Source organism: Pseudorhodobacter antarcticus (genome assembly GCF_900110135.1).
Classification (GTDB): Bacteria; Pseudomonadota; Alphaproteobacteria; order Rhodobacterales; family Rhodobacteraceae; genus Pseudorhodobacter; species Pseudorhodobacter antarcticus.
Genome location: NZ_FOCO01000018.1, coordinates 14338 through 33832 on the forward strand (window position 1 = coordinate 14338; position 19495 = coordinate 33832).

The 19495-nt window shown below is 58.9% G+C and carries 22 protein-coding genes; 7 read left to right on the forward strand and 15 right to left on the reverse strand.

Translation table 11 applies throughout. From position 1 onward, the window contains the following. Positions 1–24 precede the first annotated feature (24 nt). The gene (locus BMY36_RS10485; RefSeq protein WP_050519864.1) at positions 25–1389 is read left to right on the forward strand and encodes a DEAD/DEAH box helicase; all 1365 of its coding nucleotides are present in this window, start codon (positions 25–27) and stop codon (positions 1387–1389) included. Positions 1390–1449: 60 nt separating this feature from the next. Here BMY36_RS10485 and BMY36_RS10490 read toward each other — a convergent pair whose 3' ends face one another. Next, positions 1450–1902: a hypothetical protein gene (locus tag BMY36_RS10490; protein ID WP_050519886.1), complete on the reverse strand. Its 453-nt coding sequence runs from the start codon at positions 1900–1902 to the stop codon at positions 1450–1452. A gap of 372 nt (positions 1903–2274) precedes the next feature. Here BMY36_RS10490 and BMY36_RS10495 point away from each other — a divergent pair, with 372 nt between their 5' ends. Then, positions 2275–2883, forward strand: coding sequence for a thymidine kinase (locus BMY36_RS10495; protein WP_050519885.1), 609 nt, complete (start codon positions 2275–2277; stop codon positions 2881–2883). Here BMY36_RS10495 and BMY36_RS10500 read toward each other — a convergent pair. Beyond that, positions 2853–3788, reverse strand: a complete 936-nt coding sequence (locus tag BMY36_RS10500; RefSeq protein ID WP_050519863.1) for a DMT family transporter — start codon at positions 3786–3788, stop codon at positions 2853–2855. The two genes, BMY36_RS10495 and BMY36_RS10500, sit on opposite strands and share 31 nt — an antisense overlap. Positions 3789–3920: 132 nt before the next feature. Between BMY36_RS10500 and BMY36_RS10505 the strand changes: the two genes are divergently transcribed. The 3 genes from BMY36_RS10505 to BMY36_RS10515 all read left to right on the forward strand — a co-directional run bounded on the left by BMY36_RS10505 (position 3921) and on the right by BMY36_RS10515 (position 7122). Next, positions 3921–5546 carry an AMP-binding protein gene (locus BMY36_RS10505; RefSeq protein WP_050519862.1) on the forward strand — a complete coding sequence of 542 codons (1626 nt, stop codon included), beginning with the start codon at positions 3921–3923 and terminating at the stop codon, positions 5544–5546. A 79-nt stretch (positions 5547–5625) separates the two neighbouring features. After that, entirely contained in the window at positions 5626–6648 is a 1023-nt protein-coding gene (locus BMY36_RS10510; protein ID WP_050519861.1) for a hypothetical protein, read from the forward strand. A gap of 168 nt (positions 6649–6816) precedes the next feature. Continuing rightward, a complete protein-coding gene (locus BMY36_RS10515; protein WP_050519860.1) occupies positions 6817–7122 on the forward strand; it encodes a hypothetical protein in 306 nt (101 codons plus the stop codon). A 98-nt stretch (positions 7123–7220) separates the two neighbouring features. On the opposite strand, the gene BMY36_RS10520 is transcribed toward BMY36_RS10515, so the two are convergent. From BMY36_RS10520 to BMY36_RS10550, 7 genes are all read right to left on the reverse strand, one after another. Further along, positions 7221–7709, reverse strand: a complete 489-nt coding sequence (locus BMY36_RS10520; RefSeq protein ID WP_050519859.1) for a hypothetical protein — start codon at positions 7707–7709, stop codon at positions 7221–7223. Continuing rightward, positions 7696–8040 (reverse strand): hypothetical protein, encoded by a 345-nt coding sequence (locus BMY36_RS10525; RefSeq protein WP_050519858.1) that lies wholly within the window; start codon positions 8038–8040, stop codon positions 7696–7698. The genes BMY36_RS10520 and BMY36_RS10525 overlap by 14 nt, the downstream gene beginning before the upstream one ends. 139 nt (positions 8041–8179) lie before the next feature. Next, on the reverse strand, positions 8180–8677 hold the full coding sequence (locus tag BMY36_RS10530; RefSeq protein ID WP_050519857.1) for a copper chaperone PCu(A)C: 498 nt from the start codon (positions 8675–8677) through the stop codon (positions 8180–8182). A 40-nt stretch (positions 8678–8717) separates the two neighbouring features. After that, positions 8718–9086: a hypothetical protein gene (locus tag BMY36_RS10535; RefSeq protein WP_217646618.1), complete on the reverse strand. Its 369-nt coding sequence runs from the start codon at positions 9084–9086 to the stop codon at positions 8718–8720. A 106-nt stretch (positions 9087–9192) separates the two neighbouring features. Next, complete coding sequence (gene rpmB, locus BMY36_RS10540) at positions 9193–9480, reverse strand: 50S ribosomal protein L28 (RefSeq protein WP_050519855.1); 288 nt, start codon at positions 9478–9480, stop codon at positions 9193–9195. 147 nt (positions 9481–9627) lie between these two features. Then, positions 9628–10032: a DUF4864 domain-containing protein gene (locus tag BMY36_RS10545; protein ID WP_050519854.1), complete on the reverse strand. Its 405-nt coding sequence runs from the start codon at positions 10030–10032 to the stop codon at positions 9628–9630. Positions 10033–10145: 113 nt separating this feature from the next. Continuing rightward, positions 10146–11726: a lysine--tRNA ligase gene (locus BMY36_RS10550; protein WP_050519853.1), complete on the reverse strand. Its 1581-nt coding sequence runs from the start codon at positions 11724–11726 to the stop codon at positions 10146–10148. A 120-nt stretch (positions 11727–11846) separates the two neighbouring features. Here BMY36_RS10550 and BMY36_RS10555 point away from each other — a divergent pair, with 120 nt between their 5' ends. Beyond that, positions 11847–12269, forward strand: a complete 423-nt coding sequence (locus tag BMY36_RS10555) for a tellurite resistance TerB family protein (protein WP_050519852.1) — start codon at positions 11847–11849, stop codon at positions 12267–12269. Here the strand turns inward: BMY36_RS10555 and BMY36_RS10560 are convergent. The 3 genes from BMY36_RS10560 to BMY36_RS10570 all read right to left on the reverse strand — a co-directional run bounded on the left by BMY36_RS10560 (position 12266) and on the right by BMY36_RS10570 (position 14862). Next, entirely contained in the window at positions 12266–12532 is a 267-nt protein-coding gene (locus BMY36_RS10560; protein ID WP_139194007.1) for a hypothetical protein, read from the reverse strand. The genes BMY36_RS10555 and BMY36_RS10560 overlap by 4 nt on opposite strands. Before the next feature lie 177 nt (positions 12533–12709). After that, positions 12710–14164 carry a D-alanyl-D-alanine carboxypeptidase/D-alanyl-D-alanine endopeptidase gene (gene dacB, locus BMY36_RS10565; protein WP_050519884.1) on the reverse strand — a complete coding sequence of 485 codons (1455 nt, stop codon included), beginning with the start codon at positions 14162–14164 and terminating at the stop codon, positions 12710–12712. 95 nt (positions 14165–14259) lie between these two features. Further along, on the reverse strand, positions 14260–14862 hold the full coding sequence (locus tag BMY36_RS10570) for a nicotinate-nucleotide adenylyltransferase (RefSeq protein ID WP_050519850.1): 603 nt from the start codon (positions 14860–14862) through the stop codon (positions 14260–14262). Between the two features lie 189 nt (positions 14863–15051). Between BMY36_RS10570 and ettA the strand changes: the two genes are divergently transcribed. After that, complete coding sequence (ettA, locus tag BMY36_RS10575; protein WP_050519849.1) at positions 15052–16707, forward strand: energy-dependent translational throttle protein EttA; 1656 nt, start codon at positions 15052–15054, stop codon at positions 16705–16707. Between the two features lie 97 nt (positions 16708–16804). On the opposite strand, the gene BMY36_RS10580 is transcribed toward ettA, so the two are convergent. From BMY36_RS10580 to galE, 3 genes are all read right to left on the reverse strand, one after another. Continuing rightward, positions 16805–17329 carry an REP-associated tyrosine transposase gene (locus BMY36_RS10580; RefSeq protein WP_050519848.1) on the reverse strand — a complete coding sequence of 175 codons (525 nt, stop codon included), beginning with the start codon at positions 17327–17329 and terminating at the stop codon, positions 16805–16807. A gap of 108 nt (positions 17330–17437) precedes the next feature. Continuing rightward, a complete protein-coding gene (locus BMY36_RS10585) occupies positions 17438–18445 on the reverse strand; it encodes a GDP-mannose 4,6-dehydratase (RefSeq protein WP_082224853.1) in 1008 nt (335 codons plus the stop codon). A gap of 10 nt (positions 18446–18455) precedes the next feature. Next, positions 18456–19442, reverse strand: a complete 987-nt coding sequence (gene galE, locus BMY36_RS10590) for a UDP-glucose 4-epimerase GalE (protein WP_050519846.1) — start codon at positions 19440–19442, stop codon at positions 18456–18458. Between the last annotated feature and the right edge of the window lie 53 nt (positions 19443–19495).

Sequence of the window (19495 nt, forward strand, 5' to 3'; positions counted from 1 at the left end):
ATTTGCACGCCGGAAAGACTATTTATGACGACGTTTGCTGATCTGGGACTTTCCCCCAAACTTATGGCCGGGCTTGATAAAGCTGGCTATACCGCGCCCACACCCATTCAGGTGCAGGCCATTCCGCATATCATGAAAGGCCGTGATATCATGGGCTTGGCGCAAACCGGCACGGGTAAAACCGCCGCCTTTGGCCTGCCTTTGCTGCACCGCCTGCTGGATATCGGTCACCCGCCCGCGCCGCGCACGGTGCGCAGCCTTATCTTGGCACCTACCCGCGAATTGGTCGCACAAATTTCCGACAATTTGACCAATTACACCAAGGGCACGCCTGTCAAAGTCGTCACCATCACCGGTGGTGCCTCGATTTTCCGCCAGTCCGAAAAGCTGGCCAAAGGTGCCGATGTTGTTGTCGCAACCCCCGGCCGTTTGATCGACCTTTTGGACCGCAAGGCCCTGACGCTGGAGGCGTGCGGCTATTTGGTGCTGGATGAGGCGGACCAAATGCTGGACATGGGGTTTATTCACGCCCTGCGCAAAATTGCGCAATATATCCCGCTGAAACGCCAAACCATGCTGTTTTCGGCCACCATGCCGAAATTGATCGAGGATTTGGCAGGCACATATCTGCGCGACCCAATCAAAGTGCAGGTCGCCCCTCCGGGCAAGCCTGTTGAAAAGATTGAACAATCCGTGCATTATACCCCGCAGGGTGATAAGGCAAAACTGCTGGAAACCTATTTGAAGGAACACCCGGGCGAACAGGCGCTTGTCTTTGGCCGCACCAAACACGGGTCGGAAAAGCTGATGAAATTGCTCGTGTCCTGGGGCTTCAAAGCAGGCTCCATCCACGGCAACAAATCGCAAAACCAGCGCGACCGCACCCTGACCGAGTTTCGCAATGCCGAATTGGACGTGTTGGTGGCAACCGATGTGGCCGCGCGCGGCATCGACATTCCAGGCGTGCGCCATGTCTATAACTACGACCTGCCAAACGTGCCGGAAAACTATGTCCACCGCATTGGCCGCACCGCGCGCGCCGGTGCCGAAGGGCGCGCCGTGGCGTTTTGTGCCCCGGCCGAAATGGGCGAATTGAAAGACATCGAAAAGCTGTTGAAAAACCCACTGCCAATCATCGGCGGCGCACCGTGGGGCCTTGCCGATATTAAGGCCGCGCCAAAGCCACCTCAGCGTGGCGCACGCCCGCCGCGCGCAGGCGGTGCTGGTGGTCAAGGCAAACCCCGGTCTGCCCAAGGCAAACCGGGCAGCAAACCATCAAGCGCACCAAAGCCACAAGGCAAGCCAATGCGCTCTGTCGAAGGTGGGCATGGCGCACCGAAAAAGGGCAAACCAGCCGGGCGCCCACAAGGCCGCTTTACCGCTGCATGATTAAAAAAAGGGCGGGGAAAAACCTCCGCCCTTTTTTCTAACCTTGGACCGCGATGACGGTCAGTGGGATTCTTCTTCCAAATTAAGCTTCATTTCCAACAAAACTTGCTGGATCGACAGGGTTTCGCGCAACAACCGCTTCGCCTCATTGATCGAGATTTTGCCGTCGGCAATGGCGGTGTTATACTCCCCCATCAACATGGCAAACCGCTGCGCCAATGCGACCACATCGGCGTTAATGCCTTGTGATGTCGAATTACGCCGCGTGCCGTCATAGGCCAAAGTGATGCCGCGCAATTCAGCCAACGCACTGGTAACATGCGGATAACTGGATCCCGCCTCTAATGCTGCCACCACATTAATCGGCATGAATCGGTCGGCATGTTCTTCGGCATCGGAATAATAGCGCCCGATCGTGGCTTTGGACTTGCCCGACAATTCACATGCGGCCTCAATCCCCACATCCTTGACCAAGGCTTCGGTGTGTTTCTTCAAGTATCCATGATGTTTCATTTTCAGGGCCTTCGGCGTTACGTCCAGAACAGTCTGGGGGAAATCAATATGCCTTTTCCCATTAAGCCGCCATTTAGAATTTGTCATCATAGATTTAAGTCCAGTGTATGTTGGACTTGTCACGAGTGTCCGGTGTCCCCAGCATCGGAAAAGGCGTGGTCCCACCGTATCTTTGCCCTGCAAAGGGACGTGGGGCCGTTGGTCCGCGCGGTACGGTGGGCCGTATAATGTGCGCGTCAAAGGTGCGAAGGGGCTGTGATTTGTGCCGTGTGTGTGGCGCACCGCAGCCCCTTGTTTTTTTTCGACCCTGCCCTTGGGCGGCACGCGAAAATAAACTTGCCCGCAGGGCCATCCCAAGGCAAACACAGGCGCATGGCCAAACTTTATTTCCACTACTCCACCATGAACGCGGGCAAATCGACCGCGCTTTTGCAAGCCTCGCACAATTACCGCGAGGGGGGCATGACGACCTATTTGATCACCGCCCAGTTGGACAATCGCGCCGGGCATGCCCGCATCGCCAGCCGCATTGGCATTGCGCAAGCCGCAGATACCTTTGCCCCCGGCGAGGATTTGTTTGCCAAAATCGCAGGCCAGTTAGCCAACGGCCCCATCGCTTGCGTGTTTATGGATGAAGCGCAGTTTTTGACCAAAGCGCAGGTCTGGCAATTGGCCCGCGCGGTGGACGATTTGAACGTACCGATCATGTGCTATGGGTTGCGGGTGGATTTTCAAGGCAATCTGTTCCCCGGATCTGCGGCATTGCTGGCTTGGGCCGATGAAATGCGTGAGGTGCGCACGATTTGCCATTGCGGGAAAAAGGCCACGATGGTGGTGCGCAAAGGGCCGGATGGTGCGGTACTGTCGGACGGCGACCAAGTGCAGATTGGCGGCAATGAAACCTATGTCTCCTTGTGCCGCCGCCATTGGCGCACGGCGGTTGGCGTGCATCAGGCGCTGATCGACGGCTCCCCCGCCTGACGCCCGCGCAGCGCAATCATGCCCCCCGCCACCGCAATCATGCCCATGCCAAGGGTGGCAAGCCCTGTCAGGGTTTCGCCCCACAAAATCCACCCCCAAAACGCCGCCAGCGGCAGGGCGGAATATTCAAACACCGACACTCGGCTGGCTTCGGCAATTTGATACGCCCGCACCAGCATTGCGATACCAACCAACGACCCCGCCGCCTGCACAAAGGTCCAGCCATAAAAACTGGCCGATGGCCGCACCCAACCGCGCAGCACAAACCCCGCCGCGCCGTCCGGCACATCCAGCGGCAACACGGTCAACACCGTCACACCAATCACACCAAACACCCCCAGCGCCGCAAAAAACCCAAGCGTCAGGGTTTCCGCCGCCTCACCTTCGCACCATTCGCGGGTGGCCACATTTCCCATCGCGTAAAACGCCCCCGCCACCACGGGCATCAACGCGGCCAGTGACGCGCCGCGCAACGCCTCTGGCCCCAGCACCAAAGCCACCCCGGCAAAGCCCAAGGCAACAGCCGCAATCCGCACCACCCCAATCGCGTGGCCATACACAAACCGCGTGATCAGCAAAACGAAAATTGGCGCGGTGAACAGCCCCGCCGCCACCACCGCCACAGGCAAAAACGCCAGCGCCCCAAAATAAATCAGCATCGCCATGCCATGCACGCTGGACCGCGCCACCACCGCCCCCATCCGCCGGGGCCGCAGCCGCAAAGCCATAAACGGCGCGCAAACCAACAACAGCCCCACCACCATCGCCGTGCGTATGGCATGAAACTGCCACAGCCCCGCCTCCACCGCGATCACCCGCACAAAGTTGTCGGTAAACCCAATCACGGTCGCAAAGGCCAAAACCAACAGGGCTGCGCGGATAACAGGGTCTAATGTCGGTTTCATCGGGTCAGGCCTTTTTCTTTGTCTTTACGGCTTCGGGTAATTTCGCCCATGATGCATGGCGGAAAGCGACATTTTTGACCCGTCGCGCCCAATGCGGCCGCAGGCAGTCAGAAAAACAATGGGAGGACGGCGATGGGCTGGTTGGCGGATGAGGTGGGGCTGGAACGGTGTGCTGCCAATCATGTGGCGCTGACGCCCTTGTCGCATCTGGCGCGCGCGGCGGATGTGTTTCCGGGCCGCGTGGCGCTGGTTTATGGCCAAACCCGGCGCAGCTACGCGCAATACCACGCGCGGGTCAGCCGTTTGGCATCGGCACTGGCCGCACACGGCGTGCGCCCCGGCGATGTGGTGGCAACCTTGCTGCCCAACATCCCCGCGCAGGCCGAGGCGCATTTTGGCGTGCCCGCCTGCGGCGCGGTGATCAACACCATCAACACCCGTCTGGACCCTGACACGATCGCCTATATCTTTGATCATGGCGGCGCGGCGGTTTTGCTATGCGACACCGCCCTGTTGCCATTGGCCGAGGCGGCGATTGATCTGCAAGCAGGCCCGCCCCCCCATATCATCGAGGTAGTGGATGCCGAAGCGGGTTTTGCCCCCACCGGGCGCTTTCAAACCTATGAAGATTTGCTGGACCAAGGCGACCCCGCAGCACCATGGCATATGCCCGCAGATGAATGGGAAAGCATCGCGCTAAACTACACCTCCGGCACCACGGGTCGGCCCAAAGGCGTGGTGTGCCATCACCGCGGCGCATATTTGCTGACCATGGGCACCGTGGTCAGTTGGGGCATGGCGATGCACCCGGTCTATCTGACCATCGTGCCGCTGTTTCATTGCAACGGCTGGGGCCACACTTGGATGATGCCCTTGGTTGGCGGCACGCTGGTGTGCTGCCGCGATGTGACCGCGCGCGCGATCTATGCGGCACTCGCCGATCACGGCGTCACCCATTTTGGCGGCGCGCCAATCGTTCTGAACACGCTCATCAACGCCCCCGCCGACCACCGCCGTGCCTTTGATCAAATCGTCCAGGTGTTTACCGCAGGTGCGCCCCCGGCCCCTTCCACCCTTGCCGCGATTGAACCTTTGGGCTTTGTCGTCAAACAGGTCTACGGGCTGACTGAAACCTATGGCCACATCACCGAATGTCTGTGGGACGTGCAGTGGGACGCGTTGCCACAATCTGAACGCGCCGCGATCAAAGCGCGCACGGGCGTTGTACAACCCATGGCGGGTGAGGCGGTTGTGCTGGACGATAAAATGCAGGCCGTGCCACGCGATGGGATCACCTTGGGGGAAATCATGATCCGCGGCAACACGGTGATGAAAGGCTATTACAAAAACCCAACCGCCACGGCGGATGCATTTGCAGGCGGGTGGTTCCATTCCGGCGACATCGCGTTCCAACACCCAGACGGCTATATCAAAATCACCGACCGCGCCAAAGACATCATCATTTCGGGCGGCGAAAACGTCAGCTCGGTCGAGGTGGAAAGTACATTGATGCACCACCCCGCCGTGTCCCTATGCGCCGTGGTCGCCAAACCTGATGACATGTGGGGCGAGGTGCCTTGCGCCTTTGTCGAACTGAAAGACGGTGTTGAAGTAACCGAGGCCGTGCTGATCGCCTTTGTGCGCAGCCAACTCGCCGGGTTCAAAACCCCCAAAAAGGTGATCTTTGGCGAATTGCCCAAAACCGCCACGGGCAAAATCCAAAAGTTTGAACTGCGCACCCGCGCCAAATTGCTATGACCCCGTTGCACGTTGTAAGGGCTGGGCCGCTACGCTATCGTTGTGGCAATAAAAACAGTAGGCAAGGCCACCACAGGCAATGACGGCCCTGAATAAATACGAAAAGCTGGAATGTCTTGGCCTGTGGCGCGAAAGCCTGCAGGGCAAGCGGCGTGAGGTGATTGCAAATCTGGGGGCGACATCGCTGATCCTATCAGATCAAAAAAGCGATGTGGCGCTGTCGCATTGGTCGCTGCCCGCCGTGCGCCGCTTGAACCCCGGCCAGTTGCCCGCAGTGTTTGGCCCCAGCAGCGATGACACCGAAACGCTGGAAATTGACGACAGCGATATGATCGCCGCCTTGGAAACCGTCCATGCCGCCATCAGTGCCGCGCGCCCGCACCCCGGTCGTTTGCGCAATTCTGTGCTGGGTTTGGTGGCGGTGGGTGTGCTGGCCGTTGGGGTGTTTTGGCTGCCCGACGCGTTGGTGCAGCACACCGCATCCTTTGTGCCCGCCAGCACGCGGGCCGACATTGGGCAACAAGCATTGACCGACCTAACCCGCATCACAGGACAACCTTGCACGGGCGCGGGCGGCACGGCGGCGTTGGACAAACTGTCGGCGCGGCTGTTTGGCCCAGACAGCGCCGTAGGCATTGTGGTGATCCGCAGCGGGTTGAAACAAGCACGCAGCCTGCCGGGCCGCATCGTTGTACTGCCCGAAGCGCTGATCGCCGAACAAGACGGGCCAGAGGCGGCCGCAGGCTTTGCCCTGGCCGCGCGGGTCGCAGCCGAACAGACCGACCCAATGATCGCAATGCTGCACCACATGGGCATTCCCGCAACCTTTCGCTTGCTCACCTCCGGCGCCCTGCCCGAAGGTGCTATGACGGGATATGCCGAAACCCTGATCGCCAACCCACCCGCCCCCGCCGCAGACAGCGCCTTGCTGCCAAAGTTTGAGGCGGCAGGCCTTGCCACCGCCCCTTATGCCACTGCGCGCGACCCATCCGGCGACACCACGCGGCTGTTGATAGAGGCAGACCCCTTTGCCAATGTCGTCCCCCCCGCCCTGATGCCCGATGGCGATTGGGTGGCCCTGCAAGACATCTGCACCCAATAACGCAGATATGTTGTGGGCCGCACACCAGCGCCCCCAAGGGCTGGTGCATCGGCAAAAAACCGCCGTTTTCACCTTATTTCATTGAAAAATCTTGCCAGAATCGATAAGCTCCTTTTCACATAAAACAGATCGTGGGGCAAACCCCGCGCCATTGCATGAGGCAGAGCCATGACCAAAACCCTGATCGCCGCAAGTTTGCTTGCCCTTTGTCTGCCCTTGACCGCGATGGCGGGCCCAATCGAAGGCGCGTGCTTAAAATCAGATCGCAAACAGGCCAACCGTGCCGTTTGCGGCTGCATCCAGCAAGTCGCTGACATGACCCTGACAGGGGGCGAACAGCGCAAAGCCGCCAAACTGATCCGCAACCCTGACCAAGCGCAAACCGTGCGGATGTCCAAATCCGACCGCGACAACGAATTCTGGGCGCGGTACAAGACTTTCGGCGAAACCGCCGCCGCCTATTGCGCAGGCTAAACCCTGCCCGCACAGCATGAAAAAGTGGCCCACGGGCCGCCTTTTTTCTATCTATAAACACCAAAAAGCGGCGCCACCGCGTTGGGCCCATCACCCGTTTAAACGCATGCCTTACCGGCTAAAATCTGCCCCCAATCCGCTTCTCGATCTTCGGCACCCGGAGTTGCGTGCATATGCGGGTCTTTGACCTCAAGCCCCCGCGCAGACGTCACACTGTCAAGGATATCCGCAGCACTGTTTATGATGCTTTGCTGTTCCAACGCCATCAGAAATTGTGCGGTCGACAGCATCAGCACATTGTCCGGGGCGTTAATAAAATACCGGTTTGCCCGAACGTCCCCATCTTCAAACAACAAAATGCCAATTTCATCACCATCCGACAGGTCACGACTCAAAACCTCTGACGCCGCCACCTCGCCCCTGCTTTTGGTCTTGGCATTCGGTTTGGCGCTCAAAAGAACCTGAAAATCATCAAACTCCTCAGTCTGCACCACGCTGACCCGGTCCGGCGCGTTCTTTCGACTCCAATCGTCAATCTCGCGCACCCTTGGCTTGTCGATGTGGCGCGAAACTTCAAATCGGATCATATCCGGAATCAAAACCCGAATGTCTTTCTTGGCCAACAAGACATCCAACTCTCCCGCCAATGCCAAGGTTATCAAGGGTCCGGCGTCCGTCACGATAAGCGAGATAGGCTTGGTTACTCGCCAAACACTTTATTAAAAAGCGCTTTTTACCCGTCTGGCGGCATCCCCTGGTAATCCCCGCCGCCTTTCGTTTGATACCCATTTTCCCCATCAAAATCAGGATCTCGCTGAAATGCAAACCCCTGCGCTCCTCCGCCTCGTCCTTGTCAATCAGGCGATCCGCAAACAACTGCAAAACCTCGCGCTCATTTTGATCGTCGCTCTGTGTCATGGCTTACCCTTCCGGGTTTAACGCTGGCTTATGAAAACCAACAAGAAAAGAGCCGCTAAATCAATAGCGGCTCTCCATATCGTCAACATCAGTTAAACCGCTGGCACAAAGGCCGCGTGATGGGTTTGCGGCCGCGCCCTCAATTGCTGGGGGCTTTGGTCTCGTGGTCCATCGCACCATGCTCCATCGGGGCCTCGGCGCGATCATTGTCCACCGGAACCTCAACAACCACATCGCCCGCCTTTTCAAAAGTCAGGGTCAAGGTCACAACATCGCCTTGCACGGGCACCGAATTCAGGCCCAAAAACATCACATGGTCCGCCCCGCGCACCAACCCATGCTGACCCTTGGCAGGAATGGCAAAGCCTTCTTCAACATGGGTCATCTTCATCACGCCGCCCGCATCTTGCTGGTGTGTGTGCAATTCAACCTTTTGTGCCAGGTCGGACGTAACGCTGATCAAACGATCTTCTGCGCCCACATTCTCAATCACCATAAAGGCGGCGGCAGATTTTGCCATCGCCCCAGACACACGGAGATAGGCGTCGTTGACCGTAATATCCCCAGCCTGCGCCATTGGCGCTGCAAGGACGAAAAATGCAGCGGCGGCTGCAGCGAAAAACTTGGTCTGTGTCATTGGAATCTCTTTCATTGGATTATGGTCTGATGGATCGGCTTCAGGCCACCAATGGGGGTCCGCGCGCCCGCGGCGCAACGGTGCAAATCCGAACGCACATCTGTTGGGGTGCCAGCGCAGGTGCCGCCGACATCGCCCCCACAGGGGCCAAACCCGCAACAAGCCCCGGCGTGATATAGGCCGCCAACCCGCCGGCCAAACAATCCGGGCATGGGTGCAGCGTGCCAATTGGATTGCCCCGCGCGTCCAACGACACCGTGCGATAACCAAAGCCAGAACACAAAACCAACGTAATGCCGCCACGCGACAGTGCCGCGGCATCGCCCCGCGCAACCGCTGTGGTCACACTGCTGGCGATCAACGCACAGCAAAGGGCCATAAGACCAAAAAGGCGGTTCATCCGAGTCATGCGGCGATTTTACACCCAGTGGATGGGGCGCGAAAGGGGCATTTCAGCGCAGCACAAACACAAAAAGCCCCGCCAGCAGCGGGGCCTTGCTTAACCTGCCAAAAAATCAGACGGCTGCCTGCGCCTTGACCAATTCTTTTTTTATCTTCAACGCCTTTGGCGACAATTCGTCATCTTTGGACTTTGCCAAAAACGCATCCAACCCGCCGCGGTGATCCACCGTGCGCAACGCTGCGGCAGAAATGCGCAACGAATAAGATTGACCCAAAGCATCAGACATCAACGTGACATCGTTCAGGTTTGGCAAAAACCGCCGACGGTTTCTGTTGTTTGCATGGCTGACAGTGTTGCCAGACATCGGGCCTTTACCGCTCAGTTCGCAGACGCGCGACATAGTCGTGATCCTTGTATTCAACGCCCGCAGACGTGATATCAACATCAAAGGCAACCGCGAAACGGTGGGCTGCCAAAATTCTATTTGGGTCTGTTATGGGGAATCGCGGGGCGCGTCAAGCGGACAAGCCGCGCAACGCCCCATAATTCACGCCCCCACCCCAGATTGCGGCAAAAGCTGCACCGCGTCGATCAACCACCCATCTGCCGTCTCCAGCATCAGGTAATCCAGCAGATGTGTGGTCCCCGCCGCATCGGTGATCATCACGCGCTGCCACTGCCGCCCGCCTTCCACCCGCAAATCCAACATCCGCACCGCAGACGGGCGATGCACCATCGGATAGCCGCGCTGCACCATCACCCCAAAATTACCCGCATCCCCAAAAATCCCTTTGATCATGGGCGATGCAAAGGTGAAAGCGCGTGTAAAATCATCCGCTTGAAACGCCGTGATTTGATTTTGAATGGTAGATTGAATGGCCGCCGCCGCACTGTCTTGCGCATAGGCAGGCTGCGCAAACCCCAACGCCAAGGCAAAGAAAATATCTCGCATCACGCGATCCTTTTTTCCGTTACGTCCCCGCATCAAAACCTAGACCGCTCGCCCAAAAAAGCAAATGACGCGCAAGGTTGCCCCTGCGCGCCATTCAAAATCCGACTAGATCTTTAACCGACCAATTCGCCTGCCAGCCCACGGTCCAGCAAGTCCAGCGATTCTTGCACGCCATAAAGCGCGATAAACCCGCCAAACCGTGGCCCTTCGCTTGCGCCCAACAGCACCTCATACAGCGCCTTGAACCAATCGCGCAGCGGCTCAAACCCGTGGTCCTTGCCCACGGAAAACACCATGGATTGCAGCGCCTCGGCGTCCAATCCGTCATCCCACGCCGCAAGGCGCGCGCGCAAATCGACCATCGCCGCACGTTCTTGGTCACTCGGCAAACGAAACACCCGTGTCGGCGCCACAAAATCTGCGAAATACCGCACGGCATACCCCGCCGCCGCGTCCAAATCGGGATTGGTTTGCGCCGACGCACCGGGAGCATAGCGTTTGATAAACCCCCACAGCCCCGCCGCATCCTTGGCCGCTGAAACGCTCGCCAAATTCAACAGCATCGAAAATGGCACCACCATATGGCTCGTCGGTGGGGTGCCGCCGTGGATGTGCCACACGGGGTTGTTCGCCTGCCCCGCCGCATCCTGCCCCGGATAGGCGCGCAATTGCTGGTGATATTCATCCATCGCGCGTGGGATCACATCAAAATGCATCCGTTTCGCGGTTTTTGGCTTTTGATACATGAAATACGACAATGATTCGGTGCTGGCATAGGTCAGCCATTCATCAATCGTCAGGCCATTACCGCTGGATTTGCTGATCTTGTGACCCTCAGAGTCCAAAAACAATTCATATGTCATGTGGTTGGGCTTGCGCCCGCCCAGTACCTCACAAATCCCGTCATAGATGGGGGTGTTGGTTGAATGGTCCTTGCCATACATCTCAAAGTCCACGCCCAACGCGGCCCAGCGCGCGCCGAAATCGGGCTTCCACTGCAACTTCACTTGGCCGCCCGTCACAGGCAGGGTCCATTCGCGCCCCGTCTCATCGTCAAAGGTGATCGTGCCTTCGCGTGCATCGACATGCTTCATCGGCACATACAAAACCCGGCCCGTTTCGGGGTGAATGGGCAAAAACGCGGAATAGGTTTGCTGGCGCTCCTCGCGCAGCGATTTCAGCATAATCGCCATGATGCCGTCATACCGTTCGGCACACAAACGCAGCGTGTCATCAAACTTGCCGGATTTATAGAACTCGGTGGCCGAGATAAACTCGTATTCAAACCCGAACGTGTCCAAAAACCGCCGCAGCATCGCGTTGTTATGCGCGCCAAAGCTGTCGTATTCGTCATGCGGGTCGGGCACCGATGTCAACGGCATCTGCATATGGTCGCGCAGCATGTCTTGGTTGGGCACATTGCTGGGCACCTTACGCATGCCGTCCACATCATCGGAAAAACAGATCAACCGGGTGGGAATATCGGAAATAATCTCAAACGCGCGCCGTATCATGGTGGTGCGCGCCACCTCACCAAAGGTGCCAATATGCGGCAAACCGCTGGGCCCATAGCCGGTTTCAAACAGCACATAACCCTTTTCAGGCGCCTTCTTCTCATACCGTTTCAGGATCGCGCGCGCCTCTTCAAACGGCCAGGCTTTCGACGTCATCGCAGCATCGCGCAGGGCAGACATATCCCTCATCCTCATTCCACATGCGACAACACCGCGTTGCGCCCATTGCCCACTCCCTATTGCCCCCCCGGCCATAGGTCAATAATCTGTGCCAAGTTGACCCATCAAAGGACGCGCCAAATGCCCGACACGACCCCATCCATGACCGCCCAAGACGCGCTGGTGGCCGTAATGGTCGCCGTGTCCGCCGCAGATGAAAATCTGCGCACATCCGAACTGGTGGCAATCCAACGCATCGTGAACCACCTGCCCGTGTTTGCCGATTACGACCCAGACCGCTTTGGCGAGGTGGCGCGCGTGGTGTTCGACTTGTTTGAAGAGGAGGACGGTCTTGACGCCTTTTTCGGCCTTGTCATGGCCGCCCTGCCCGAAAAACTGTACGAAACCGCCTATGCGCTGGCCTGCGATGTGGCCGCCGCTGATGGCACACTCTATGAACAGGAACTGCAATTTTTGCAGGAAATCAGGGATGAATTGGCGCTGGACAGGTTGCACGCGGCGGCGATTGAACGCGGCGCACGCGCCCGGCACATGACGATTTAACCTGCCGCGCGGGGGCCGCCTTGTGCCTTTGCGCGCAAAGGCACCACCTCCGCCTCCAGCGCAGTCAACCATTTGGCTTGCTGGTCGCACCGGTTTTGGCTGTCGGTCAGTGCCGCGCGCAGCTCGTCCAGATCGGCCGCCTGCACCCGCATTTCCAATGCGCGGTCGCGCATCATCGCCCGCAACCGCCACCCAAACGCCATCCCAAAGGCAAAGGCGATAATCGCCAGCGCCACACTGTTCCATATAACGGCATCAAACACGCATCACCCCCGCCACAAACGCACAGACCCCACCCCCTGTCCCCAAGCTGCGGTTGCGTGTGTATTGGTCAAAGGGCCTGCCCCGTCCAGCCAAAATCAACACCGCCGCCCAATAGGCGGACTGCTGCGCCTCAGGCGAATTGCCCTGCCAGTTTTAAATAAACTGGCCTGCCAGTTCTAAATAAACTGGCTTGCCCATTGCGTGATCAATTGCGCTTGCATCGTGCGCGCACGGCGGGTCCACGCGGCCCCCCCTTCGGGCTGTTCGCGCGCAGCCATCGGCAACGCATCGCGGCGGCGGGTGTCGGCACTGAAAATCGCAAATGTCAAACCACGCGCATTTGGCGGCTGAATATAGCCCGCAAGGCCCGACACAAAGTTCAACGTGCCCGTTTTGGCCACAACCCGTGTGGGATGGTTCGGAATTTCCTTGCCCTTGGCATCGCGCAACCCCTGTTCACGCAGCAACCCCGGCAACAGCCCGGCCTTGGCATGCAAGAACGCCTGCGCCATCTCCAGCGCGGAAATCCGCGAATCGCCGCCAAGGCCCGAATGATCGACAAAGCGGGGCGCAATTCCATGCTTGGCCGCCAGCCAATCTTGCATCTGCTGCCCCGATTGGCGCAAACCGCCCGCCCCTGATGCGGTCAGGCCAACCGCCTCGGCGGTGATGTTGGTCGAAAATTTCAGCATATCGCGCAGCATATCGGGCAGCGCGTCACTGCTGCTTTCGGCCAATACAGTCCCCGCAGGCAGGCTGGAAATCAACGTGGCGCTGCCAAGGCGCAACCCATGCGCGCGCATCAGGGTGGCAAACACCTCAGCGGTGTAAACCTCCGGGTGGCGCACGGGCAACCAACGGCTGCCCGCCTTGCCCAGCGCGCCTTGCGCCACGGTCCACTGGTCACTATCCGCACCGCGCTGATAGGCAAACAGCGGGGCCTCCCGCGAAACCGCACTAACGCCCGCCATCGACACGGCTGGCACAAACCGCTTGCCGCGCGCATCCATGGACATGGTGTATCCGTTGCCCCCACGCCGCCATTCAAAATTCACCCGGTTGAAATTCAGGTTCAACCCCGACAGCGCCGGGTTATAGCCGACATAATCGGGCTGGTTGCGGTCAATCTCATCAATATGCGGGATACCCCCAGCATAGGCGAGGTAGCGCCCCGTCACCTCCGTAATCCCCCGCGCGGCCAGCGCTTGCGCCAAATCGCCCAAACGGTCGGTTTCCAAACTGGGGTCGCCGCTGCCAACCAAAATCAAATCGCCCTGCAACCGCCCGTTTTGCACCGGACCCGTTGCCATAACGCGGGTGACGTAGCGATAATTCGCCCCCAAACGGTCCAGCGCATAAATCGTCGTCATCGCCTTGGCGACAGACGCTGGCGGCTGCGCCACCGTCTCATTTTGCGCATCAAGGATTTTACCCGTGGCGCTGTCCATCACGACAAACCCCACCGTCCCGCCCAGCTTGGCATTGGCAACGATCGCCGCACTTGCCCCCGATATCGCAGCAGGTGACCCCGGTTTTGCAGGTGGACGGGGGGACCGCGCAGGGGCCTCAGCACAACCCGGAACGGCCGCACCCGCCATCAACCCCGCCAAAATCCAACGTCTGGAATACATGCACCGCCCCCAAAAATAATTACCCATAACTTAGCCAAAGGGCCAAAGCGCGTCCAGACCCGACAATTGCTGTGCGACTCCATCCACACAAGGTTTTAGGGCCGCCATTCCCCCGCATCACGAATCGCACTGGACGATTGCGCGGTCATCGGCATGTTCAAGAAACTCCACCTTGGGGCGGGCCCCTGCGCCAACAGCCCTGCCTGCGCGTCGGGCAGACGCGCGGCCCAGAAAATATCCGCCGCCCGTGCCCCCCGCGCCGTCGCCCGGTGACCGGGCCGCGCCAAAACCCCAATCGGCACCAAGCGGATGATGTCGCGCCACCGGTCCCAGCGGTCAAACTGCACCAGATTATCCGCCCCCATCAGCCAGACAAACCGCACCCCCGGATACTGCGCCATCAAGGCTTCAATCGTCGCAGCAGTATACCGCGTGCCCAACCGCCCCTCAATATCCGTCACAATCACACGCGGATCATCCATCACATCCTGCGCCCGCGCCATGCGTTGGGCCAAAGGCGCAGGTGGGCGGCGTTTCAACGGGTTGCCGGGGCTGACCAACCACCAAACGCGGTCCAACCCAAACCGCTTGATCGCTTGCCGCGTCAAATGCGCATGGCCCGCATGCGCCGGATCAAACGACCCGCCCAACAAGCCAATCACCATGCCCTTTGTCGCGATTGGAAAGCCTTGCCGCATCCTGCCCCCTTTTGTTGGCAAAGCTTTGCCAACCTTGCCCCCCTGTTTCAACCGCAATGCGCAAACCCAGCCTTTTGGCCCGCCAACCCTGATTGCCCTTTGCGCCATTCCGCATTAAAACCCCTGCAAAACGCAAGGGGCGATGGGTTGCACCCATCCTACGCCCAAAACGCACATAGGAATAACATCATGGCCAGCTATCAATACATCTATCACATGGACGGCGTGTCAAAAACCTATCCGGGTGGCAAGAAATGCTTTGAAAACATCCAGCTGAACTTTTTGCCGGGTGTGAAAATCGGTGTGGTCGGCGTCAACGGTTCGGGTAAATCCACGCTGCTGAAAATTATGGCCGGCATGGACACCGATTTTAAGGGCGAGGCATGGGCCGCCAAAGGCGCGCGCGTGGGCTATTTGGCGCAAGAACCCTACCTAGACCCAAAATTGACCGCCAAGGAAAACGTGATGCTGGGTGTCGCCAGCAAAACCGCCATCCTTGAACGCTACAACGAACTTGCGATGAACTATTCCGATGAAACCGCCGATGAAATGGCCGCGCTGCAAGACCAGATCGACGCGGGCAACCTGTGGGAGCTCGATGCATCGGTCGGCGTGGCGATGGACGCCCTGCGCTGCCCACCAGATGACGCGAATGTAGAGGACCTTTCGGGCGGGGAACGCCGCCGCATCGCCCTGTGCAAACTGCTGCTCGAAGAACCCGACATGCTGCTGCTCGATGAACCGACCAACCACTTGGACGCCGAATCCATCGCGTGGTTGCAAAAGCACCTGATCAATTACAAAGGCACAATCCTGATCGTGACGCACGACCGTTACTTCCTCGATGATATCACCAGCTGGATTTTGGAACTCGATCGCGGGCGCGGCATCCCGTATGAAGGCAACTATTCCGCATGGCTCGAACAAAAAGCCAAGCGGATGCAGCAGGAAAGCCGCGAGGATAAGACCAAGCAAAAGGCGCTGGAAAAGGAATTGGAATGGATCCGGTCGGGCGCCAAGGCCCGCCAATCCAAAGGCAAGGCCCGGATTGCGCGCTATAATGAAATGGCGGGCCAAACGGTCATGGAACGCTCCAGCACAGCGCAGATCGTTATTCCGAACGGTGAACGCCTTGGCTCCAAAGTGATTGAGATTGTCGGCCTGAAAAAACACATGGGCGACAAGCAATTGATCGAGGATTTGACGTTTACCATCCCACCCGGTGCCATTGTGGGCGTAATCGGCCCGAACGGCGCGGGCAAATCGACCCTGTTTCGCATGATCACAGGGCAAGAGGCCCCGGACGAAGGCACGGTCACCTTGGGCAACACCGTGCAACTGGCCTATGTCGACCAGTCGCGCGACAGTCTGGACCCGAACGCCACCGCCTGGGAAGAAATCTCGGGCGGCGCGGAAGTGATCAAGCTGGGCGATATGGATGTGAACAGCCGGGTTTATGCGGGTTCGTTCAACTTCAAAGGCACGGACCAGCAGAAAAAAGTGGGCCTGCTGTCAGGCGGGGAACGCAACCGCGTGCATATGGCGAAACTGCTGCGGTCGGGCGGGAACGTGTTGCTGCTGGATGAACCGACCAACGATTTGGACGTGGAAACCCTGCAAGCGCTGGAACAAGCGATCGAAGATTTCGCTGGCTGCGCCATCATCATCTCGCACGACCGCTTTTTCCTCGACCGGCTTTGCACCCATATCCTCGCGTTTGAAGGCGATGCGCATGTGGAATGGTTTGAAGGCAACTTCCAAGACTATGAGCAGGATAAAATTCGTCGCCTTGGCCCCGATGCGCTGGAACCCAAGCGCGCAAAATACAAGCGTTTCGCGCGGTAATCTTTGGCGGGGCGGGTGCAAACCTGCCCCGACCAAACCGGGTGCGCGGGCAAACCAAGCGCACCATCAAGCCAAGGGGCGGTGGGTTTCACCCACCCTACGCCCCAAACCGACCATCGGGCGCAACACCCGCCCAGTCTGCCGCAATGCGGCCCTGCGATATGTCGCGCTGGATGGACGAATAGGGCCAATCGGCGGCCCGCCTTGCCAACCCGTGCGTGACCGGATCGGACAGGCAATAGGCCAAGTGCCCTGCATAATCTGCCTGACTTCGGATGTGATGATCCCAAAACCGCCTTTGCCAAATCCCCGCCTCCCCCCGCGCGTGTTGGGATGGGGACCGCCGCCCGGTTTCCCCCAGTTTGCGCGAAAACCCGGCCTTAATCTCGCGCCAGCGCGTGGAAAAATCGTGATCGCCCGCTGGCAAGGTCCAAATCGCATGCAAATGGTCGGGCAAGACCACCCATGCATCAATCGCGAACGGCCTGCGCCCCCTCACCTGCGCCACCGACCAGCGCAACAGATCAATCTGCGCGATTAACAAATCGGTGCCCCGCTGTGCAAGGTTGACGGTGAAAAAGATGGTGGCCCCAGCCACCTTTGGGCGAATGTAATTTGGCATCTCACTAGCTTCGCGCAGATTGGTTAATTACGCGTAAACGCTGATGTCAGACCGTAGGGTGGGTGCAACCCACCGCCCCCGTCGTGGATATTTCGAACCCGATGCCCCTCAAACCTCGTAATACCCGCGATACCAATCCACAAACCGCTGCACCCCAACGCCAATATCTGTCTCTGGCCGATACCCTGTCAACCGCTGCAACAACCCCGCATCGGCCCAAGTACGCGGCACATCGCCGGGTTGCATATCCATCAGGTTGCGCGTCGTTTTCAGGCCCAGCGCCGCCTCAATCGCATCAATAAAATCGGTGAGTTTTACGGAGGTGGAATTGCCGATATTGACCACGCGCCACGGCGCCACGGGGGACAGGCTGTCGCCATCGGCCACCACACCGTCCGTGGGCCGCACAGGGATAACGTCCATCAGCAACCGCACGCCCCGCACCAGATCGGTGACATAGGTGAAATCGCGGTACATCTCCCCATGGTTGTAAACATCAATCGCACGGCCATTCAGCGTCGCCTCGACAAACTTGAACAGCGCCATATCGGGCCGCCCCCATGGGCCATACACCGTGAAAAACCGGAACATCGTGATCGGCAACCCATGAATATGCGCAAACGCATGCGCCATGTTTTCATTGGCTTTTTTCGTCGCTGCGTAAAACGACATCTGGGTTTCCACCCGGTCGGTTTCCGCATAAGGCACCTTGTCATTCGCGCCATAAACCGAGGACGTGGACGCCATCAGCAAATGCTGCACCCCCAACCGCCGTGCCGCTTCCATCACATGGAACGACCCAATCACATTGCTGTCCAAATAGGCGCGCGGGTTTTCAATGCTGTACCGCACCCCCGCTTGCGCCGCCAAATGCACGATCATATCGGGGACAAAATCATCCGCCACCCGGTCAAACAGCGCCTGATCTTCCAGCATCCCTTCGGTCGCGGTAAAACCTTGGTTTTGCAGCAACACTTGGTGCCGCCGATGTTTCAACCGCACATCGTAATAATCGGTCATGCCGTCAAACCCGTGCACAACCATGCCTTCATCCAGCAGCGCCTGCGCCAGATGAAAGCCGATGAACCCCGCCGTGCCCGTGATCAAAACCCGCATGGGCGCACCCTTATTTGTCATAATGCCCGTTTTGGTGCCACCGCCACGCATCGCCGATCATCTGCTGCAAACTGGACCGCGTGGGCCGCCAGCCCAACTCCTCCACCGCGCGCGCAGAACCTGACACAAGCTGCATCGCATCGCCGGGACGGCGCGGCCCCTCATTCATTGGCACCTCTTGATTGGTCACCGCGCGCGCCTGCGTCACCACCTCGCGCACCGAAAACCCCGCGCCCGTGCCAAGGCAGAACACCCGGTTGCCCTTGCCCGCCTCCAGCCATTGCAGCCCCAGCACATGCGCATCGACCAAATCCGACACATGCACATAGTCGCGAATACAGGTGCCATCAGGGGTCGCATAATCGGTGCCATGCAGCGTCAGTGCCGCACGTTTGCCCGCGACCACATCCAACATAAGGGGGATCAAATGCGTTTCGGGTTGGTGAAACTCCCCCACTTCTCCGCTCGGGTCCGCGCCCGCCACGTTGAAATAGCGGTAAATCACATGGCGCAAACCGTGGGCCACGCCGAAATCGCGCAAAATCTCCTCAATCGCGCGCTTGGATGACCCGTAGGGGTTGGAGGGGCGCTGTGGCGTGTCCTCATTCAACACCACGCCGTCTTGGTCGCCATAGGTCGCACAGGTCGAGGAGAACACGAAATCCATGCACCCCGCCGCCGCCGCCGCCTCAATCAAATTCAGCGAGCCACCGACATTCACGCGCCAGTAATGCCCCGGTTGTGCCACCGCCTCACCCACTTGGCTTAATGCCGCAAAATGCATCACCGCGATGGGCTGCCATTTGGCGAACACCGCGTCCAATGCCGCGCGGTCCAACAAATCGCCCTGTTCAAACGGGCCGTATTTCACGGCCTCCGCCCAGCCTGTCGCCAAATTGTCAAAGGTTACAGGCACATACCCCGCAGCTGCCAGCGCCTTGCACGCGTGCGAGCCGATGTAGCCCGCCCCGCCCGTCACCAAAACATGCCTGCCCATACCGCACCGCCTTTTGCAAATTCACCCGCTTAAATCCCCGCCTTCATCCCCCG

What these genes read in the sequence shown, in the direction of transcription:
- BMY36_RS10515 (WP_050519860.1), top strand. Translation starts at nt 6,817, where the DNA reads ATGACCAAAACCCTGATCGCCGCAAGTTTGCTTGCCCTTTGTCTGCCC.
- BMY36_RS10580 (WP_050519848.1), bottom strand. Translation starts at nt 17,329, where the DNA reads ATGCCAAATTACATTCGCCCAAAGGTGGCTGGGGCCACCATCTTTTTC.
- ettA (WP_050519849.1), top strand. Translation starts at nt 15,052, where the DNA reads ATGGCCAGCTATCAATACATCTATCACATGGACGGCGTGTCAAAAACC.
- galE (WP_050519846.1), bottom strand. Translation starts at nt 19,442, where the DNA reads ATGGGCAGGCATGTTTTGGTGACGGGCGGGGCGGGCTACATCGGCTCG.
- BMY36_RS10570 (WP_050519850.1), bottom strand. Translation starts at nt 14,862, where the DNA reads ATGCGGCAAGGCTTTCCAATCGCGACAAAGGGCATGGTGATTGGCTTG.
- BMY36_RS10535 (WP_217646618.1), bottom strand. Translation starts at nt 9,086, where the DNA reads ATGACTCGGATGAACCGCCTTTTTGGTCTTATGGCCCTTTGCTGTGCG.
- BMY36_RS10510 (WP_050519861.1), top strand. Translation starts at nt 5,626, where the DNA reads ATGACGGCCCTGAATAAATACGAAAAGCTGGAATGTCTTGGCCTGTGG.
- BMY36_RS10550 (WP_050519853.1), bottom strand. Translation starts at nt 11,726, where the DNA reads ATGTCTGCCCTGCGCGATGCTGCGATGACGTCGAAAGCCTGGCCGTTT.
- BMY36_RS10495 (WP_050519885.1), top strand. Translation starts at nt 2,275, where the DNA reads ATGGCCAAACTTTATTTCCACTACTCCACCATGAACGCGGGCAAATCG.
- BMY36_RS10490 (WP_050519886.1), bottom strand. Translation starts at nt 1,902, where the DNA reads ATGAAACATCATGGATACTTGAAGAAACACACCGAAGCCTTGGTCAAG.
- BMY36_RS10520 (WP_050519859.1), bottom strand. Translation starts at nt 7,709, where the DNA reads ATGATCCGATTTGAAGTTTCGCGCCACATCGACAAGCCAAGGGTGCGC.
- BMY36_RS10485 (WP_050519864.1), top strand. Translation starts at nt 25, where the DNA reads ATGACGACGTTTGCTGATCTGGGACTTTCCCCCAAACTTATGGCCGGG.
- dacB (WP_050519884.1), bottom strand. Translation starts at nt 14,164, where the DNA reads ATGTATTCCAGACGTTGGATTTTGGCGGGGTTGATGGCGGGTGCGGCC.
- BMY36_RS10525 (WP_050519858.1), bottom strand. Translation starts at nt 8,040, where the DNA reads ATGACACAGAGCGACGATCAAAATGAGCGCGAGGTTTTGCAGTTGTTT.
- rpmB (WP_050519855.1), bottom strand. Translation starts at nt 9,480, where the DNA reads ATGTCGCGCGTCTGCGAACTGAGCGGTAAAGGCCCGATGTCTGGCAAC.
- BMY36_RS10545 (WP_050519854.1), bottom strand. Translation starts at nt 10,032, where the DNA reads ATGCGAGATATTTTCTTTGCCTTGGCGTTGGGGTTTGCGCAGCCTGCC.
- BMY36_RS10530 (WP_050519857.1), bottom strand. Translation starts at nt 8,677, where the DNA reads ATGACACAGACCAAGTTTTTCGCTGCAGCCGCCGCTGCATTTTTCGTC.
- BMY36_RS10505 (WP_050519862.1), top strand. Translation starts at nt 3,921, where the DNA reads ATGGGCTGGTTGGCGGATGAGGTGGGGCTGGAACGGTGTGCTGCCAAT.
- BMY36_RS10585 (WP_082224853.1), bottom strand. Translation starts at nt 18,445, where the DNA reads ATGCGGGTTTTGATCACGGGCACGGCGGGGTTCATCGGCTTTCATCTG.
- BMY36_RS10500 (WP_050519863.1), bottom strand. Translation starts at nt 3,788, where the DNA reads ATGAAACCGACATTAGACCCTGTTATCCGCGCAGCCCTGTTGGTTTTG.
- BMY36_RS10555 (WP_050519852.1), top strand. Translation starts at nt 11,847, where the DNA reads ATGCCCGACACGACCCCATCCATGACCGCCCAAGACGCGCTGGTGGCC.